Origin of the sequence: Acinetobacter sp. GFQ9D191M, from assembly GCF_011174875.1 — a bacterium.
In the GTDB taxonomy this organism is placed as follows: Bacteria; Pseudomonadota; Gammaproteobacteria; order Pseudomonadales; family Moraxellaceae; genus Acinetobacter.
On the sequence record NZ_JAALGV010000071.1, the window covers coordinates 15216 to 34351 of the forward strand.

13 protein-coding genes are annotated in these 19136 nt (G+C 43.8%); 5 read left to right on the forward strand and 8 right to left on the reverse strand.

The window, feature by feature from the left end; genetic code table 11:
- Positions 1-78: 78 nt before the first annotated feature.
- The 6 genes from G5T77_RS10780 to G5T77_RS10805 all read right to left on the reverse strand — a co-directional run bounded on the left by G5T77_RS10780 (position 79) and on the right by G5T77_RS10805 (position 9385).
- Positions 79-900, reverse strand: a complete 822-nt coding sequence (locus tag G5T77_RS10780; RefSeq protein WP_166136362.1) for a TatD family hydrolase — start codon at positions 898-900, stop codon at positions 79-81.
- Entirely contained in the window at positions 897-1859 is a 963-nt protein-coding gene (locus G5T77_RS10785) for an RsiV family protein (protein WP_166136337.1), read from the reverse strand. The genes G5T77_RS10780 and G5T77_RS10785 overlap by 4 nt, the downstream gene beginning before the upstream one ends.
- A gap of 49 nt (positions 1860-1908) precedes the next feature.
- The gene (locus G5T77_RS10790) at positions 1909-2736 is read right to left on the reverse strand and encodes a hypothetical protein (RefSeq protein ID WP_166136334.1); all 828 of its coding nucleotides are present in this window, start codon (positions 2734-2736) and stop codon (positions 1909-1911) included.
- A gap of 95 nt (positions 2737-2831) precedes the next feature.
- The gene (locus tag G5T77_RS10795; protein WP_166136331.1) at positions 2832-4424 is read right to left on the reverse strand and encodes a peptide chain release factor 3; all 1593 of its coding nucleotides are present in this window, start codon (positions 4422-4424) and stop codon (positions 2832-2834) included.
- A 287-nt stretch (positions 4425-4711) separates the two neighbouring features.
- A complete protein-coding gene (locus G5T77_RS10800; RefSeq protein WP_004782008.1) occupies positions 4712-6769 on the reverse strand; it encodes an EAL domain-containing protein in 2058 nt (685 codons plus the stop codon).
- Between the two features lie 426 nt (positions 6770-7195).
- A complete protein-coding gene (locus tag G5T77_RS10805) occupies positions 7196-9385 on the reverse strand; it encodes a carboxy terminal-processing peptidase (RefSeq protein WP_166136328.1) in 2190 nt (729 codons plus the stop codon).
- Between the two features lie 199 nt (positions 9386-9584).
- Between G5T77_RS10805 and nagZ the strand changes: the two genes are divergently transcribed.
- Complete coding sequence (gene nagZ, locus G5T77_RS10810) at positions 9585-10607, forward strand: beta-N-acetylhexosaminidase (RefSeq protein ID WP_166136325.1); 1023 nt, start codon at positions 9585-9587, stop codon at positions 10605-10607.
- Between the two features lie 123 nt (positions 10608-10730).
- Positions 10731-11594 carry a class I SAM-dependent methyltransferase gene (locus G5T77_RS10815; protein ID WP_166136322.1) on the forward strand — a complete coding sequence of 288 codons (864 nt, stop codon included), beginning with the start codon at positions 10731-10733 and terminating at the stop codon, positions 11592-11594.
- A gap of 30 nt (positions 11595-11624) precedes the next feature.
- Here G5T77_RS10815 and G5T77_RS10820 read toward each other — a convergent pair whose 3' ends face one another.
- Positions 11625-12962 (reverse strand): alpha/beta fold hydrolase, encoded by a 1338-nt coding sequence (locus tag G5T77_RS10820; RefSeq protein WP_166136318.1) that lies wholly within the window; start codon positions 12960-12962, stop codon positions 11625-11627.
- A 324-nt stretch (positions 12963-13286) separates the two neighbouring features.
- Here G5T77_RS10820 and G5T77_RS10825 point away from each other — a divergent pair, with 324 nt between their 5' ends.
- From G5T77_RS10825 to pta, 3 genes are all read left to right on the forward strand, one after another.
- Positions 13287-14552, forward strand: a complete 1266-nt coding sequence (locus tag G5T77_RS10825; RefSeq protein ID WP_034703231.1) for a glutamate-5-semialdehyde dehydrogenase — start codon at positions 13287-13289, stop codon at positions 14550-14552.
- 406 nt (positions 14553-14958) lie between these two features.
- A complete protein-coding gene (locus G5T77_RS10830) occupies positions 14959-16182 on the forward strand; it encodes an acetate kinase (protein WP_166136315.1) in 1224 nt (407 codons plus the stop codon).
- A gap of 53 nt (positions 16183-16235) precedes the next feature.
- Positions 16236-18374, forward strand: a complete 2139-nt coding sequence (gene pta, locus G5T77_RS10835; protein WP_166136312.1) for a phosphate acetyltransferase — start codon at positions 16236-16238, stop codon at positions 18372-18374.
- Between the two features lie 313 nt (positions 18375-18687).
- On the opposite strand, the gene G5T77_RS10840 is transcribed toward pta, so the two are convergent.
- Positions 18688-18927 carry a DUF2171 domain-containing protein gene (locus tag G5T77_RS10840; RefSeq protein WP_166136309.1) on the reverse strand — a complete coding sequence of 80 codons (240 nt, stop codon included), beginning with the start codon at positions 18925-18927 and terminating at the stop codon, positions 18688-18690.
- Positions 18928-19136: the final 209 nt, after the last annotated feature.

A 19136-nucleotide genomic window follows, 5' to 3' on the forward strand; every position in this document is an offset into this window, starting at 1 on the left:
TTTAGAAATTGCATAATGCGCCTTTTTTCACTGGATCATAAATTGGAATCCAGTTTCCGACCGATGTAGGGTTTTATCTTAGATCGCCAGATGTAAAGCCTGATCGGTATTTTTCCAGAGCTGCTGTGCCAGTTCATCTTGATCCATGTGCAGACTCTTGGCCAGGCCTTGCAGGACATAAGGCAGATTGGCAGGCGTATTGCGAGTTCGCTGCTCAGTAGAATGCTGGCAACATAAAGGCGTCATGTCCGGACAATCGGTTTCAAGCACCAGATATTCCGGCCCTACCTGTTGTACCACCTGATGCAGTTTTTTAGCATTCGGATTGGTGATTTGTCCTGTTATTCCAAGCTTAAAGCCCAGCTTGATAAAGGCTTTGGCTTCTTCAATCCCGCCACCAAAGGCATGGGCAATACCGCCCTGTTTAAACTGATGCTGTTTTAGAATCTGTAAAACATCGGCATGGGATTTACGGATATGCAGTAACACAGGTTTATCAAACTGCTGCGCCAGTTCCAGCTGTGCAGCAAAAAAATCCTTCTGTTTCTGAAAAAGTTCCGGCTGTTTATGCCGCTTATCAAAAGTATCCAAGCCAATTTCACCAATCGCAATACAAGGCTCTGTGTTTAATAACTGCTCCAGATCCTGTAAATGCTCTAGTTGATGCTGCTCAATATAGAATGGATGCAGGCCGGGTGCCAGATGGCTTTGTGGTGCATTGGCCAACTCATTAATAAAATGATGCGTCTGCAATAAATCCTTAAACCGGCTCTGTAAAAAACCAATTAAGACCAGATGCTCCACCCCTGCTGCTTTGGATGCATAAGCCAGCTGTTCCCGATCATGATCAAAATCGGGAACATCAAAATGGGTATGGGTATCAAATAACGAAACCATCAGCGTGCTTTGGCAGGAGTTGCAGGCTCGGCTTCTGAAGCAGCGTTCTCTGTTTGAGGCAGATATTCAGGTTTCAAAATGCCATTCAACTGTTCATAAGGAATGACCAGACGTGGCAAACCGACCACATAAGGACCAATTTCATATTCAGCATATTGCAGCGCCAGTCCCTGTTTAGACAGATAGAAATTATCCGTCAGTTTGAATTTCCAGGCCTGTTCATATTCGGCTACATCATTGGCCAGTTTAGATTCCATCACCCAGGTTTTAAAAGCCTCATAAGCTTTGGCTTCGAGCTGAGCCTTTTGTTTAGGCAGAATGATATCGTCCAGCTTAAACAGCTTTTTCTGCTCAAGATCAAAATTGTAGTAGGTTTGAGCAGAAGCGCCATGCGCACCACCGAGATAATGAGTACTGTTTAAGACCACAGTCGCGAGTGGATCACCAGACTGTAGAATTCTCGGTTTGATCATCAGGCTAATACTATGACTGGCACTGAGTGCTTTCAGTTCCTTATCCAGATTCAGGAAAGTCTGCATATGCGGCTGAATCTGCTGTTCAAGCTGCTGTTTTGGAGTTTTGACATTGGCTAATGCGGTTTGCGGTTCGGAAGCAGCGGCTTCAGCTTCACTGGCAGCCGATGCTTTCGCCGGTTCGATCGCATCAATAGACAAAATACCCTGTAGCTGCTGCAGAATCTGCTGATCTATCCATTCATCAATAAATGGCTGATTGCTTTTCAATCGCTCAATAGAAATCTCAGGACAGTTTTTTCCTTCACATTCAGGCAAGGCCAGTTTCAGCTTCTCAGTATCACCGCTCAGCTTCAGCACTTCAGGCTGAGCCTGTACCACTTCAGGTGCAGCAGGTTCTTTCGGCTCTCTTTCCTTAGGCTGGCAGGCACTCAGCAAAACTGCTGATGCCAATACTGACAGACATAAAACATTCTTATAATTTGACATGCATTAACCTTTATTCAACATCATCATTTATCCTTGCAGGACCTACCTGTTAGAACATATTCTGATAAATATCCACTTTCAAGACTTGTTGTGTTTGTTCTTTGGTTAAATAGATGTCCAGTTGTTTGGCATCTTTGCTAATTTCCTGACTCCGATAATGTAGACCAATTCCTTCCTGATCAAAGAACCAGTCCGCCTGCCCCCAATACAGTTTTTTTGGAGCTTTCTGCTGGACTTCTGCATTATTGTCCTTTAACCATTTTTGGTAAGCCTGCTGCACAATTTGGTCCATCTGCAACTGCTGTTCAGGATTGATAATATCCAGAGGACTGAGTATTTTTTGCTGCACACGATCAGCCACAAAGAAATAATAGCGTTCATTGACACGGATATTTTCCTGAGTGCTGTCTACCCCAATTTGCATTAACACAAATTGATTGCGCTGATAAGGAATACGGGTATAAAGAGATAATTCGTAGGCCTTATTCAGTTTGAGCTGGGCTTGCCAGGCATCGGATTTTTTTACATAGGCATTAACCGCCTGCTGCAGGCTCATATCCTGCTTTAGGCCAATTTGATCCTGAATCACTTTCGCCTGCTGCTTTTCAATAGACTGGTTTAGCCAGGAATCGGCTGTCTTTAAGGTCTGAATATCCAGATTAATACAGTTTTTGGTCTCACAAAATGGCAAGGCAATATCGGCCGATTTCTCCTGAATATTCAGGTAAGGCAAAAATTTGGCTTTTTCTTCAGGGGTGACTGCTGCAGATTTTTTTTGTTCTGTAGCTGGCTGTTTTTTTTCATTTTTATCACATGCTCCAAGTAACAAACTACAGCCAATGACTGAGCCGAGCAGGATTTCCTTACTAAACTTCATGATTTTTTAGAGATATAAGTAATGAGTGGTTTAAATGTAGCACAAAATAAAACAGCTTCCGGAGAAGCTGTTTAACATTTTCCAAGCCTGAAGGCTTAGTGTTCGCGTGTATTACGGAATACGATATCTGGATAACGTTCTTGCATCAGCTGTAAATTCACCCGGCTTGGTGCAAGATAAGTCAAGTGACCACCACCATCTACAGATAACTGGTCATGGGCTTTTTTCTTGAATTCGTTGAATTTCTTCTCATCTGCACAAGACACCCAACGTACTGTATTGATGCTCACTGGCTCATAAATACAGTCCACCTTGTACTCTTCTTTCAGACGATACGCTACCACTTCGAACTGCAGCACACCCACAGCACCTACAATCAGGTCATTGCTGTTTTGTGGCATGAAGACCTGAGTTGCACCTTCTTCAGACAGCTCTTTCAGACCTTTTTGTAGCTGTTTTGACTTCAACGGATCTTTGAGACGGACACGGCGGAACATTTCTGGTGCAAAGTGCGGAATACCGGTAAATTGCAGTTTTTCACCTGAAGTGAAAGTATCACCGATCTGGATGGTACCGTGGTTATGCAGACCGATAATATCACCCGGCCATGCTTCTTCCAGATGCTGACGGTCACCGGCCAGGAAGGTCAAGGCATCGCTAATACGGATCTCTTTATCGATACGCACATGCTTCATTTTCATGCCTTTTTCATACTTACCTGAACAGATTCGCATGAAAGCAATACGGTCACGGTGTTTCGGGTCCATATTGGCCTGAATCTTGAAGATAAAGCCTGTGAAACCTTCTTCATCCGCCTCTACTTTACGGTCTTGAGTTGGATGCGCTTTGGGAGGCGGTGCATATTCGCTAAATGTATCCAGAACATGGTCGACACCGAAGTTCCCCAAAGCAGTACCGAACAGCACTGGAGTTTGACGGCCTGCCAGGAATTCTTCGCGATCTAATGGCTCATTGGCCATTTGTACCAGTTCCAACGATTCTTCAAATGCCGCCCAAGCCAGCTCACCGACTTTTTCACGTAAGTCTGCATGGTCATAACCATCACGAACTTCGATATCAGTAATCACTGAACCAAAACCGGCTTTATAGACATAGAACTTTTCTTCGAGCAGGTTATAGACACCTGCAAAGTCACGTCCTGTACCGAGTGGCCAGGTAATCGGCACACATTTAATTTTCAGGACATTTTCGATCTCATCCAGCAGCTCTAAAGGCTCACGGATTTCACGGTCCATTTTGTTGACGAAAGAAATGATGGGGGTGTCACGCATACGACACACTTCCATCAATTTAATGGTACGTTCCTCGACACCTTTTGCACCGTCAATCACCATCAGCGCTGAGTCTACCGCAGTGAGGGTACGGTAAGTATCTTCCGAGAAATCTTCATGTCCCGGGGTATCGAGCAGGTTAATCATCTTGTCCTTGAACGGGAACTGCATAACAGACGTGGTGATCGAAATCCCACGTTCTTTTTCCATTTCCATCCAGTCAGAAGTGGCTGCACGATCCGATTTACGGCTTTTCACCATACCTGCAACCTGAATGGCCTGACCCCATAACAGCAGTTTTTCTGTCATGGTGGTTTTACCGGCATCGGGGTGGGAAATAATGGCGAATGTACGTCGCTGAGCGACCTGTGCCGCTAACTCATCTTTAAAACTCATGGAAAATACCTACTGCAGAACCGCAGTGCTCAAGATCAAATACGATCAATATGAAAAATTGACGATATTGTAGCAGATTTCTAGAGCCAATAAGCAGCCCTATAAACTGGAGAAATCGCAGTTTCCCATTCTCTTTTCTGGTTGAACTGATATTTTTTTGGCTCGTCGATTTAACGGATTTAATTCACTACCCAATCTAGAAATTATAAATCGATAACCACATAAATTTTATAATTTACAATTGATTAGTTTAATAATAAAAAATTCTAAATAGTGATTTACCGGGTTCAAGAAACAAAGACCCTAGCTTCAAGTTGCTCGACATCCATCGGTTTACCCAGCAGATAGCCCTGCATCTGCTGACAGCCCAAACGGGTTAAAATTTCTGCCTGCTGCACAGTTTCAATTCCTTCAGCTGTCACTTTTAAACCGAGTTTAATGGCCAGCTGAATAATACTTTCAAGAATCATTTCTTCCTTGGAACCTGCACTCAGACCCTGAATAAATTCCTTGTCAATTTTCAGCTCATCGACAGGCAGGTTTTTTAAATACAGGAAGCTAGAATGCCCGGTACCAAAATCATCAATCGCCAACTGGATGCCCATTTGACGCAACTGCTGCAAAGTCCGGATACTCGAATCAATATGATGCATGGCAGTCGATTCGGTAATCTCGATCATCAAATGTTGAGGATCAATTTTATATTGATTCAGAAGTTGTTCCAGTGTGCTGATCAGATGCTTATGCTCAAACTGAACCGCAGATAAATTGACGCCGATTGGGAAAAAATCAGCATGATCAGCTTCCCAGAGCTGAATCTGTTTGCAGGCCTGCTCTAGAGCCCAGTAGCCCATCGGAATAATCAAACCGGTTTTTTCTGCTCCGGGAATAAACATATTCGGACCCAGCAAACCATGCAATGGGTGCTTCCAGCGGATTAGCGCTTCTACACCACAGATCTGCTCATCATGGGTAAATTTTGGCTGATAAACCAAGATAAATTGCTGTTCTTCTACTGCCTTATACAGATCATTGATCAGTTTACTCTGGCTTTTGCTTTCATGCTGATCGGTCGAGAAATTAAAAACAGAATAGGTATTCCGTCCCTGATACTTGGAAGTCAACATGGCGGCATCTGCATTGATCAGCAGATCCTGCAGATTCTGGCCATGCTTCGGATACATGGCGATCCCGATACTGCCCGAGATATTGATGGTCTTGCCACTGATCTGGAAACTTTCCTGAATCAGTTCCAGAATCTTTTCTGATATTTTCGAGGCCTGCTCTACTGTAGTATTTTCCAGCACCAGCAGAAATTCATCGCCACCGATCCGCAGCAGTTTGGAATCATCTCCCAGAATTTGATGAATACGATAAGCCAGCTGAATCAGTAGCTGATCCCCAACGTGATGGCCAAACACATCATTCACGGCTTTAAAGCGATCCAAATCAATATATAAAAAAGCGATTTCATGCTGAGCATCTTGCTGCCGGCCAGAAAACAGCAATTGTGCATATTTGACCAGATATAAACGGTTTGGCAGTTTGGTGAGATTATCCTGAATCGCCTGATTCGCCAGCTCTTTATTGGCCAGCATCAGCTGACGGTTACGTGATTCAAAGCGTAACTCCAGCATGGCTACGCCAAATGCAGTCACCAGTACCAGACAACTAATCAGGATGACTGAAAATAGCAAGTCATAGTGGGAATGACTGATCTGGCTCAATGGATGGGCATTTTCATAAAAACTGAGTGCCGCCATTCCCGTATAATGCATCCCGACAATGGTCAACGTGAGCATACTTGCGACCACGAGCTTCATCCGGATCGTACTTTGCACTGCCTGTCGATATTTGAATGCCACCCAGAAACTGAGTCCAGCCCCACTTGTCGCAATCAGAATCGAACAGATCATTAATAAAGGGTGATAGGCAGTCACATGATTTTTAACATTCAGGCCCAGCATGCCCACATAGTGCATTCCTGACATACCCAGCCCCATCAGGACAGCCCCTAGAATCAGACGGGCACAAGGCAAAGTTTTACGGGTGGTGAGCCAGATGGCAAAGGTTGCTCCCACAAAGCCAATCACATAAGAACTTAAGGTGAGTGCAGTATCGATATCATAAGCATCAGGAAAATGAGCTGCCGTCATGCCGACATAATGCATTCCCCAGATTGCTAGCCCCAGCAAGCCACCGCTGAACAGTAAAATAAGGGTTTTCAACCTTAGCGATACATTACGAAATAGCATCTGCTCAAGCGTAAGCGTCAAATAGCAGGCAATAAATGCCACAGCCATCGATCCAATGAGCAGACTGACATCATGATGAGCATGAATCATATAAAATGTTCCATCTGGGCGATCATTTTTATTTTATTGCGCAGCTGTATTCGCACGATTCCCCGCTAAATTTACGCCCTATAAAAAATAAAATACTCTTTTCAGAGTTCATCCCGACTGCTTCAAACTTGAAGCTATATACAAAATTTATTGCAATATTTTTATCTCTTCAGTAGCTGGAGTGAAGTTTAAAATTGCCCTGAATCGATAAAATAAAAATTCAGTTTATATATTAGAAGTCTTTGAGATTTTATCAATTGATTAAATTTAATATTCCAGCTTTTTTATTCGACATAAATCACAAATTTTTCTTTTTTATTTAGTTACATAGCACTTTATATTTAATTGATATTGCATTTTATTTGCACAAAAAAACAGCCTATCGAAATAGGCTGTTTTTAGAACTTATATTACTTTATGTTAAAGTTACTGTTTTGACTGTACTTGAGCATAGTCAGCCAAGACATGTGCGGCTTCCAGCACAAAAGCTTCTTCTTCCGGTAATGCCGGACGTTCTTTGGCTTTCATTTTCGCCCGGGCTTCAACCATGGCATCCAGAGATGCCTGATAACTTTCCCAGTTTGGATAAGGTTTTAAGCCGGTTGCAGCACGGCGGGCATTTTCAGCTTCTAAAGCTTTACGCTCGATATCCAGCAACTCAGCTTTACGCTGTTCCAGATCCAGAACTACACGTTTTTGGTCTTCGACTTTTTTCATAGCCGCTGTACGCTGTTCCAGATACTTGAATTGAGGATTCTGAGCGACACGCTGTTGAGATAACTTGGCCAGTTCCGGTACATATTTTTGTACCACACCTTCACGTTTAAATGGTGCAGTTGGAATCGTATCCCACTCTAGGGCATTTTTAGCCTTACGTTCACCAAACTCTTCGTTATAGATATCGACCAGCTTGATATCCGGAATCACGCCCTTGTTTTGGGTACTACCCCCCGTCACACGGTAGAACTTACGCTGAGTCAGTGTTGCCTGACCATGTGCCAAGCTATCCAGCTGAACCTGCGCAGTTCCTTTACCTGTTGTGGTACTACCAATCACGATGCCACGTTCATAATCCTGAATTGCTGCTGAATAAATTTCACTTGCAGATGCAGAAGCCAGGTTCACCATTACTGCCAATGGACCGGCATAGGTTTGTGCACCACCATCATCATCTTCAAAGACGCTGACATTACCGTTACCATCACGAATCTGAACCACAGGACCTGACTTGATCACCTGTCCCAGCATACGTGCCACTTCTTCAAGTGAACCACCCGGGTTATTGCGCAAGTCTACAATAATACCGGCAACATTCTTCGCAGCCAGCTCTTTCAGGGCCTTATTGGTATCTTCTGATACGGAACGGTAGTCGGTACCCGCACGACGGGCACGATAGTTCAGATAGAAAGATGGAATTTCAATCACACCATATTGATATTTTTTACCATCACGCTGGATTTCAACGGTACGGGTTCTAACCCCGGCATCTTCTTCCTGAATCACATCACGTACCAGACTGACATTACGCGCCTGTCCCATGGTCGCACCCGGGCCTAGTAACTTCAGTGTTACTTTGGTGCCGCGCTTACCACGAATCAGACCAACAATTTCATTGCTTGGCCAGCCGATTACATCAACCATCTGTTCGCCGTCTTGAGCAACGCCAACAATACGGTCACCTGATTTTACCTGTCCTGATTTGCTGGCAGGCCCACCTTCTACAATGGTTTCAATCTTGGTGTAATCTTCATTACCACGTTCTGGGCGAATCGACACTCCAATCCCTTCCAGCTGCAATGTAGTCTGACGGTTCAGCTCCATCGCATCTACAGGCGGGAAATAATTACTGTGCGGATCATAAGTCAGCATCATCGCATTCAGGGTTTTGTCCAGCACATCATCACTCTTGATCCGGCTGAGACGCTCTAACTGACGGGTATAACGCTTAGTCAGGGTTTGAGCAGGCGTTAAATCTTCCGGCCCAGTTAGGTCCTGACCATTCGCCAGTTCAGGATTGGCTTTAAGTGCATTTTGCTTGGCCTGCTCTTCTTCCTTACTGATCGTCAGGTTAATCAGCTGAGAGACCAGCATTTTTGACCAGTGAGCACGTTGTTCAGCCTGAGTTTTAAAGAACGGCGCCTTTTCGCGATCCGTTTCAATATATACATTCTTCTGGTTCAGATTTTGCGGTTTTTTCAGTTCTTCCAGCATAAAGGTATAGAACTGGGCTAAACGCTCACGATACTGCGCATGAATTTCATAAGGGCCAGACAAATTACCAGCTTTCAGATTGGCACCAAAAGTAGCGCCATAGCGTTTTTTATAATCTTCTATTTCAGATGCCAGAAAAAGACTGTGATCTGCATCCAGACTATCAATATAAAAATCAAAGATACGCTGTGAAGTCTGAGCATCCAGACGCATATTCAAATAATGTTGGCGATCAACGAGAGTTGCCAGTTGTCGGGATACCAATGCCTGTTCTTGAGAAGGTTGAAGCACTGCTTTGCTGACTACTTCTTTACCATCAGCTGCAATTGCATCATTCACCACATGGGTAAAAAATAATCCGCCTGTCGCAATCGCAACTGCACAAGCTATTGTTTGAAATTTCATAAATAATTCGTACTTCCTTGGCCTCAAGACCAATTTGACCGTGTTGCTTTTCGAGCAGAACTTAAAGTATTCAGCATCTTAAACAACTTAATATGTTTATGTCGTGTAGTTTTATCATATTCTGTGCTGACAAAGTGTAGCAAATCATTGCAGAATTCAGGTATTGTTTTCCCCGAAAATTCTAAAATGGATTCCGCATATGATTGGCGCATTGATGCTCGACATCGCAGGCACTACCCTTACTCAAGAAGATATTGAACTCTTGGGTGCACCACAAGTCGGTGGTGTGATTTTATTCGGTCGCAATATTGAATCTCCTGCCCAAGTCCGCGCTTTGACTGATCATATGCGTCAGGTCCGTCCAGATATTCTGATTGCGGTGGATCAGGAAGGTGGCCGGGTACAGCGCCTGAAACAGGGCTTTACCCTGCTGCCTGCCATGGGCAAATTTGGTGAGCTTTATCAGACGGATCGTGAAAAAGCGCTGGAACTGGCCGAGAAATGTGGCTGGTTGATGGCGACTGAAGTACTGGCTGTCGGAATTGACTTCAGTTTTGCGCCTGTACTGGATCTGAATGATATTAGTGATGTGATTGGCGACCGTAGCTTTGCCAGAAATATTCAGGATATTATTCCACTAGCTAGTGCTTTTCTGAAAGGTATGAAACGTGCTGGCATGGCTTCGACCGGTAAGCATTTCCCGGGACATGGTTCGGTTAAGGCCGATTCGCATGTGGCCGCTGCCATTGATATGCGCAGCTATGAAGAAATCCAGCAAAAGGATATGCAGACTTTTATCCAGTTACAATCCCAACTGGATGCGCTTATGCCTGCCCATGTTATCTATAGTCAGGTTGATCCAAATCCAGCCGGTTTTTCAGAATTCTGGATTCAGAAAGTGTTACGTCAAGAACTTGGATTCGACGGCGTACTGTTCTCGGATGATTTAAGCATGCAGGCTGCCTGTGTGGCTGGTGGTGCCGATGCCCGTATTCAGGCGGCATTGAAAGCAGGTTGTGATATGGGGTTAGTCTGCAATGATCGCGCAGCACAGTGTATCGCACTTGAAGGCATTCAGGAGCTACCGCTGCCAAATCAGCAGCGTCTGGAACGCATGCGCGGAAAAATTGCAGAGATTCAGATCGGCACTGAACTGAATCTTGGAGATGAGTGGTGCCAGATCCGTGATGAAATCAGTCAGTTTAAAGATCAGGTTCTGTAATTTTTAAATGACCTGAATACGACAAAGGAACACGACAAGGTGTTCCTTTTTTATTATCATGTTGAAAAGACTGCTATATTGATGAGCAGCATTGAATTAAAACAACAATAAGGTCAGGACGACATGACAGAATCTCTTTCGCAACACCGCCATATTTCTTTTACCGCACATTATACCGGCTATATCTGGTACAAAATGGGGATTTCACATCCGGTATTTGCCACCTCTAAAGGTAAATTTCTTGCCAAACTGGTTCATCCACTGGAGTCATGGGCTGAGCGTCATGTCGGTGGCAGTATGCGTACCACCCTGAAACAGCGTCATCAAATGATTGATGAACACTTAAGTCAGTTAATTAGTAAATATCCTCAATTACAGGTACTGGAAATTGCCAGCGGTCTTTCTCCACGCAGCTGGAACTTTAGACAGAAATTTCCCGGGATTAATTATCGGGAGCTGGATCTGCCCGATATGGCCAAGATCAAAACCAATGCTTTGCAGCAGATTGATCAGGATGCCCCGGAAGTATTGAGTGCCGATATTTTTAGTGCAGAACTGGCGAATATTTTTAAAGTCTTTGACCAGCAGCAGCCTCTAGTCATTATTAGTGAAGGCCTGATCAATTACTTTGATCAAAAAATGCTGTTTACCTTGCTCAAAGGTATTAACGAATATGGTCAAGGTTTCAGTGAAGTGCATTATCTCAGTGATATTTACCCTGAACCGGTCAAAAACAGACTGGCAAGCTTTATCTGGGCCTGTAGTCGTCTGCTAAAATTTATCTCACGCAGTGCATTCACCTTTCATTTTAAATCGCCCCAAGAACTACAGCAGTTTTTTCAGCAAGCTGGGTTTATGCGGGTGGAGGTCGAACAGCCACAACGTTATTTTGCAGAACCTCGACAGCAGAGTCCTCATTATGAACAGGATGAACATTTGGGCGATTTAGTCTGGATGATTCATGCGGTGAAAAAAAACAGCGTTTAATTACGCTGTTTTTTTATGAATTCTATTGTTTTAGATGACTGCATCGAATACTTCAGCCTGTTGAATTGCTTTCTCTTTCTGGACAAAACGTAATAAACGCTCTGCTACATCAAAACTGCCATGCTTGAACAAAGCACGTAACTGAGTGCCATCATGCTCGAAGATTAAACATTCGATCTTAAACTCCCCTTCTTCATCTTCCAAATGTAAAGCCAGATCACGTGGATATGCGGCTGCCTGATCGGTTAATCCAGGTTCCAATTCCAGCAACACCCCAAAGAAATTCATATCGATAATTTCTGCCTTGAATACCAGATCAGAATGACGATGACTTAAATAACGCTGTGGATCCTGAACCGTAATCCGCTCTTCCCCACGTCGTTCGATCTGCTGCATCTGTTCACGGGTGAACGGGATAATACCTTCGAGTTGATCAACCGGCTCATCACGCAGGAAAGTTGCAAATAGATGCATGGTTTCTTTACGGCGCTGTAACTGAGGCACATGATCTGCAGAAGCAATCTGCACATACTGCATATTTGGACATTGCAGGGCAAAATTGGCATTTTCATGCGGCAAGGTAAAGCTGTCATACTGCCCGCAAGCCACCAAAACTTTGCATTGAGGAATCGGTACATTGGTCAGTCTTAAAAGACGGTTACAGTTGATGTCATAGCGGTCCTGTTCTGTCGCTGTAAACTCGGACATCTGCTTAAAGAACAGCCGTTTTGCTGTTGGTGACATGCGGGTTTCCTTTAAACGTGCATGATTGACCAGATACAGAATCACCGCTTGGCCAAATTCGTCCATGCGCTGTTCTTTCATTAAATGTAGAGATTCTTCCAGCAGCATGCGCCAGCTTTTGCGGGTTTTCTGCATTACACCCATCAAAATCATACGGTCTACCAGTTCAGGACGCTGATCTGCCAGGCAGGAAGCCACCACTGAACCTAAAGACATTCCCAGAATAGCCACCTTAGGCAGTTGCATCTGCTCCAGCCATTGGCCTAGCATCGCTGCCAGATCTTCCAGTTCAAGTGTTCCTGCAGATAAGCCGGTATCAACGTTAGTAATTTGCTGGTTGGCCCCCATGGAAGGTAAATCAATTAAAATAATAGGTCCCGCATCAAATAACTGTTCTACACAATATTTGTAAGAATTAAAGTTCTGAAAAGCTCCCCCAATAATCACCATTGGGCGCATATGCAAAGTATCAGGACGCGCAATGGCCATATACTCGATTTTCCAGCCATCGATCCATGTCGTACGTGCTGGTTGCTTGAAACTGTGCTTATCATAAAGATCAAAAAAACCGTAATGGCTATGTTGGTCCAATGCCTGGGCATCCATCTGGATAATGGAATTCATATTCCTTTCCTCCGTCCTTGCCTTATTTTTATTGTGCAAGTCATTATTTACAGATCTTATGCTTCAGGATTATTCCGATTATCCTGAACACGCATCCTGCGCTGTAGTAATTATATCAATGACATCTATGTCGCTACATTTCATTCTATACAGAGCGGCTTTTCACAAGCAACTGATTCGACAACCACTTATCTGCTTTTAAAGATAAAACAATTTCAAAATGTTTAGAAACAGTGAAAAGCTTATGATTTTTAAGTGTTGGGCTTCATTGTCCGGCATCAGACTGTTAATATCAAAGTGAAATTTCTAAGTGATTGAACCGCTATGCAAGAGTCTATTGAACAATACATGCAAACGGTAGGACAGCAGGCACGCCAGGCTTCTCGCATTTTGGCTCGTGCGTCTACCCAAACTAAAAACAGCGCATTGTCAGCAATTTATACCGCTTTAGAAAACAGTCAGGCCGCTATTCTGGCTGCCAATCAGATTGATATGAATAAAGCTCACCAGAACAATCTGGACAGTGCCCTGCTTGATCGCTTAGAACTTAACCCCGCACGCTTTAAAGGTATGTTACAGGGCCTGAAAGATGTGATCAGCCTGAAAGATCCAATTGGTGAAATTACCGATATGGCTTACCGTCCTACAGGCATTCAGCTTGGCAAGATGCGTGTGCCTTTGGGCGTAGTGGGTATGATTTATGAATCACGTCCCAATGTAACTCTGGAAGCTGCTTCACTGGCATTGAAATCCGGAAATGCGATTATTCTGCGTGGCGGTTCAGAAGCTCTGGAATCTAACCAGGCCATTGCGACTGCCATCCAGCATGGCTTGAAAGTGGCAGGTTTACCTGAAGCGTCAGTTCAGGTGATCAATACGACTGACCGTGCTGCGGTTGGCCAGCTGATTACCCTGACTGAATATGTCGATGTGATCGTACCGCGTGGTGGCAAAGGCTTAATTGAACGCATTACTGAAGAAGCACGTGTACCTGTAATTAAACATTTAGACGGGAATTGTCATGTCTATGTCGAAGCACAGGCTGATCTGCTCAAAGCCCTACCAATTGCTTTGAATGCCAAAACCCATCGTTATGGCGTATGTAATGCCATGGAAACTTTGCTGGTTGATGAGAAAGTGGCTGAAGACTTCCTTCCTCGAATTGCTGAGCTATATCAGGAAAAACAGGTGGAGCTTCGTGGTTGTCGTGAAACCCAGCGTATCTTGGGCAATCAGGTAGTTGCCGCAACAGAAGAAGACTGGTACACCGAATATCTGGGTCCGATTCTGGCAGTTAAAATCGTATCGGGTGTTGAGGAAGCCATCGAACATATCAATAAATATGGCTCACATCATACCGATTCAATCATCACTGAGAATTACAGCATCGCTCGTGAATTTTTAGCTGGTGTAGATTCGAGTTCAGTCATGATCAATGCCTCTACTCGCTTTGCCGATGGTTTTGAATATGGTCTGGGTGCGGAAATCGGCATTTCGACGGATAAGATTCATGCCCGCGGCCCGGTTGGCCTAGAAGGCCTGACTTCTCAGAAATGGGTAGTCTTCGGTGATGGTCAGATTCGCCAGTAAATAGATAATAAAATCAGCCTTGTTCGCAAGGCTGATTTTTTATGCATTAGATGAATAAAAGATATGTTCAAGTAAATATGCAGCCTTTATAAAATTGCATATAATTTCTTCATATCCATACCTAAAAGGTAGAATAAATAAACATTATTTTTAAGAAATATAAGTTACAGTTTAATAGATCATTTTTTAGCAGTATTTTATTTATAAATGAAAACTATGAACTGATAAATTTTAATTATTATTGTCGCTATGGTCGATAATGCTTAAGTCTAATCGGCTAAAGTCTATCTAGGACAGTAAAAAAACCCATGTTAAAACATGATCACAGACCTATCTTGTGTCGCTTTTGCCAGCAGACAGGTCAACGAAATGGATGAGAATTTTAATTAGAATCGGGTAAACAATCGTGTCTAAATCAGTATTAGTTATTAATTGTGGCTCTTCTTCAATCAAGTTTGCCCTATTGCTTGAAGAACAGAATTTCCGTATTCACGGCTTAGCTGAAAACTTAGGCACAGAAAATGCCCGTATTAAAGGTGTGACTGTCGGTAATGAACCCGTCGATATTCATATTCCTTTTGCAGATCATAAAAAAGCGTTAGAAGTAGGTTTAGAGCGTCTGGCAAACTATAAGCCGGATGCGATCGGTCACCGTGTGGTACATGGTGGCAGTCTGACCAAAGCTGAACTGATTACTGACGAGATTATTGAAAAAATTCGCGAAGCAACTCCACTTGCGCCTTTACACAACCCGGCTCACCTGATCGGGATCGAAGCGACTAAACGTTTATTCCCAGACTTGCCACAAGTCGCAGTATTTGATACTGCTTTCCATCAAACCATGCCGGCACATGCTTACCGTTATGCGCTGCCTAAATTCCTTTATACTGAATATGGCGTACGTCGTTATGGTTTCCATGGTACCAGCCATGCTTATGTGTCCGATCGCGGTTCTGAACTGGCTGGTAGCTTTAAGCAAGGTGGCTGGTTAACAGCACATCTCGGTAATGGTAGTTCGACCTGTGCGGTATGGAATGGCCAAAGTGTAGATACCTCAATGGGTCTGACGCCACTTGAAGGTGTGGTGATGGGGACCCGTAGTGGTGATGTCGATCCAAGTTTGCATAGCTTCCTGGCTGCAAACCTAGGCTGGGATGTATATAAAATTGACAAGATGCTCAACAAAGAAAGTGGCTTGCTTGGTTTGTCTGACAACCTGTCTAATGACATGCGTACCCTGATTGAAGCCTCAGAACAAGGTAGTGAAGATGCGACTCTTGCGATTGAAGTATTCTGCTACCGTCTGGCGAAATCTTTAGCTGCTTTAAGCTGTGGTCTGCCACGTATTGATGGTCTGTTCTTTACCGGTGGTATTGGTGAAAACTCGGCGTATATCCGTGAAAAAACCATGGCTTATTTACCACATTTCGGTTTCAACCTGGATAAAGACGCTAATAGCAGTTTGAAACGCGGTACAGAAGGTCGGATCGATAACGGTACAGGCCCACAAATCTGGGTAGTTCCGACTGATGAAGAAGGCCGAATCGCGAAAGAAACTCATTCTGTGGTAGAGAATGAAGTGGAGCAAGCCACTGCAAAAAAGTCTGAACCTGAAGCTGCGCTTGCATAAGCAAGCCCGGTTCCCTTTTACCTAATTTCTATTATTGCGCGACTGATATTACTATGAAAACGATTTTATTGGTGCCGACCGGGGAAGGCGTCGGCTTAACTTCAGCCTGTTTAGGTTTGGTATATGCTTTAGAATGCCAAGGGGTAAAAGCAGGTTTTGTGAAACCTTTTTCACAGGAAAAAAGTCAGGAAACAGATCGCACTACAGCACTCTATCGTCATTTATCCCAAAGTGAAACCGTTGAACCGATTGCTTATGAAAGTCTGATTCAGCGCTTTAATCTGGGTGAAACAGATGAATTGCTTGAAGATGCAGTACGCCTGCATCGTGAGATTGCCAAAAATCACGACCTGATTATTGTTGAAGGTTTGGTACCAAATAGCCGCGATACCTTTGCGCCAAGCTTTAATGCGGCATTGGCGCAGGCACTCGATGCCAAAGTCATCATTGTCAGCAATGCTGATATCAACCAGCCTGAAGTGGCAGCTGAAAAAGTTGAAAGCCAATTACGTTATCTGGGTGGATCCTCTTCTACCCGTATGGCTGGCGTATTGTTTATGCGCACCAAAGGCCTACCGGAAGATTCTGCACAGATCCCGGTGACTATTGATCCTGGTTTACGCCTGATTAGTGATACCAACAAATTTATAGCAGCTATTCAGAAAACTCATGCCCATATTGGGTCTGAAAAGCTTCCAGTCATTGGTCTGGTTCCATTCAGTAATACTTTAAGTGTGCCACGTATTTCTGACCTGGCAGCGCATATTTCAGCAGACTGGGTGAACTTGGGTGAAGCAAAACAGCGCCGTGTCTTACACAGCAGTTTAATTGCGTCCAACATTGAACATGAATTGCATAAATTTGTAGCTGGCGAACTGATTATTAGTGCATCAGACCGTATTGATGTCTTGCTGGCAAGTAGCTTGGCGAGCAGCAATGGCATTCCATTGGCAGGTCTGGTACTGACTGAACATTATGAGCCAAATTCGGCTGTACTGGAGTTCTGCCAGACAGCGATTAAACATGGTCTGCCTATTCTGCATACGCCACTTAGCACTTTTGAAACTGCCCAAAGTCTGGCCAATTTAAGCAATGAAATTCCATGTGATGATACTGAGCGTGCTGAACAGGTGACCCGTTTTGTATCCAGTCACTTAAATGAAGAATGGATCGCACAGCTAATCAATGGTTCTTATAAGCCACGTCTGTCGCCTTCTGCATTCCGTCATGAACTAGTACAAAAATCGATTGCTGCGAAAAAACGTATTGTGCTTCCGGAAGGTGATGAACCACGTACCATTCAGGCAGCTGCGATCTGTCAATCTCGCGGGATTGCACACTGTATCTTATTGGCAAAACCGGAAGAAGTGGTGGAAGTTGCCAAAGCACGCAATATTGAATTACCGCACGATCTTGAGATTATTGATCCAGACCTGATTCGCGAGAATTATGTGGAAAAAATGGTTGAACTGCGTAAAGGCAAAATCAATGAATTGCAGGCGCGTGAACAGCTACAGGATACTGTCGTACTCGGCACCATGATGCTGGCACTTGATCAGGTGGATGGTCTGGTTTCTGGTGCAGTACATACCACAGCAAATACCGTTCGTCCTGCTTTCCAGTTGATCAAGACAGCACCTGAATATTCACTGGTTTCTTCTGTGTTCTTTATGCTGCTGCCAGATGAAGTCTATGTTTATGGTGACTGTGCGATTAATCCAGATCCGGATGCTGAACAACTGGCTGAAATTGCAATTCAGTCTGCTGACTCTGCAAAAGCCTTTGGCATTGATCCACGTATTGCCATGATTTCTTACTCTACCGGGACTTCAGGCACAGGTGCAGACGTAGAAAAAGTGGCGAAAGCGACTGAGATTGCGAAACAGCGTCGTCCTGATCTGTTGATTGATGGTCCACTGCAATACGATGCCGCTTCAGTTGAAAGTGTAGGGCGTCAGAAAGCACCAGATTCACAAGTCGCTGGTCGTGCCAATGTGTTTATCTTCCCTGATCTAAATACTGGTAACACCACTTATAAAGCGGTACAACGTGCGGCAAATGTCGTGAGTGTCGGTCCGATGCTGCAAGGCTTGAACAAGCCGGTGAATGACCTGTCACGTGGTGCGCTGGTCGATGACATTGTATTTACTATAGCCTTAACTGCGATTCAGGCAGATCAGCAAGCTAGTTAATTTTCTTTAACACTCCACAACCATCCGGTCAAAAGATCGGGTGGTTTTTTTATTGATCTATTTTATAAGTTTTCTCAGTAATCATTAGGCGTTCTATCATCTACAGATCGTCTAGCTCAAAAAGTTATGCAGCTTCGTAATCCGCGCTATGAGTAAATAAAACTAAAATAAAAAGATTGATGATACAAAATAAATGCCAGCCGAACAGGCTGGCATTTACCACTTTAACAGATCAGAGTGCCTATTTAAGCTTGCATCCAGTTTGACTATTTAAGCCAAACCAGAACCAGAACAAGTCAGGCAACGACCATGCTTATACCGTGGTCCATTCTTTGTGCACATCTTCTGCTGTTTTATTCAAGATCACGCTGTCATCTTTCACTTCGCTTACCCAGCTGACCGGAATCAGATGATGCTCATTATTCTCGTCATCACTTCTTGTCAATTTAATCTTGTCCTGACCTTCTAAATGATCCACTTTACCAACTTGAGTACCATCTGAAGCAATTACTGAAGCATGTTCTTTGATGTCATTTGTATTAAAGTTACTCATTCCAATTGCCCTATTTATAGAAGTTGAGAGACCTCAGTCTAAGCCCTAAAAAATTGGCTGTGTGTAAGGATTTTCAGGCTTTGGGTTTTTCTGGGTTAATAATGTAATGAAGAAAAATAACTGTGTCACAGGCGTGTTGTGGCAAGGCCAAGATGATTGAAATATTGTTTTTTTATTAAGGTAATTTGAAGATTTGAAGATTTGAAGAT

What these genes read in the sequence shown, in the direction of transcription:
- G5T77_RS10790 (WP_166136334.1), bottom strand. Translation starts at nt 2,736, where the DNA reads ATGAAGTTTAGTAAGGAAATCCTGCTCGGCTCAGTCATTGGCTGTAGT.
- G5T77_RS10820 (WP_166136318.1), bottom strand. Translation starts at nt 12,962, where the DNA reads ATGAATTCCATTATCCAGATGGATGCCCAGGCATTGGACCAACATAGC.
- G5T77_RS10805 (WP_166136328.1), bottom strand. Translation starts at nt 9,385, where the DNA reads ATGAAATTTCAAACAATAGCTTGTGCAGTTGCGATTGCGACAGGCGGA.
- G5T77_RS10825 (WP_034703231.1), top strand. Translation starts at nt 13,287, where the DNA reads ATGCAAGAGTCTATTGAACAATACATGCAAACGGTAGGACAGCAGGCA.
- G5T77_RS10840 (WP_166136309.1), bottom strand. Translation starts at nt 18,927, where the DNA reads ATGAGTAACTTTAATACAAATGACATCAAAGAACATGCTTCAGTAATT.
- G5T77_RS10815 (WP_166136322.1), top strand. Translation starts at nt 10,731, where the DNA reads ATGACAGAATCTCTTTCGCAACACCGCCATATTTCTTTTACCGCACAT.
- G5T77_RS10800 (WP_004782008.1), bottom strand. Translation starts at nt 6,769, where the DNA reads ATGATTCATGCTCATCATGATGTCAGTCTGCTCATTGGATCGATGGCT.
- nagZ (WP_166136325.1), top strand. Translation starts at nt 9,585, where the DNA reads ATGATTGGCGCATTGATGCTCGACATCGCAGGCACTACCCTTACTCAA.
- pta (WP_166136312.1), top strand. Translation starts at nt 16,236, where the DNA reads ATGAAAACGATTTTATTGGTGCCGACCGGGGAAGGCGTCGGCTTAACT.
- G5T77_RS10785 (WP_166136337.1), bottom strand. Translation starts at nt 1,859, where the DNA reads ATGTCAAATTATAAGAATGTTTTATGTCTGTCAGTATTGGCATCAGCA.
- G5T77_RS10795 (WP_166136331.1), bottom strand. Translation starts at nt 4,424, where the DNA reads ATGAGTTTTAAAGATGAGTTAGCGGCACAGGTCGCTCAGCGACGTACA.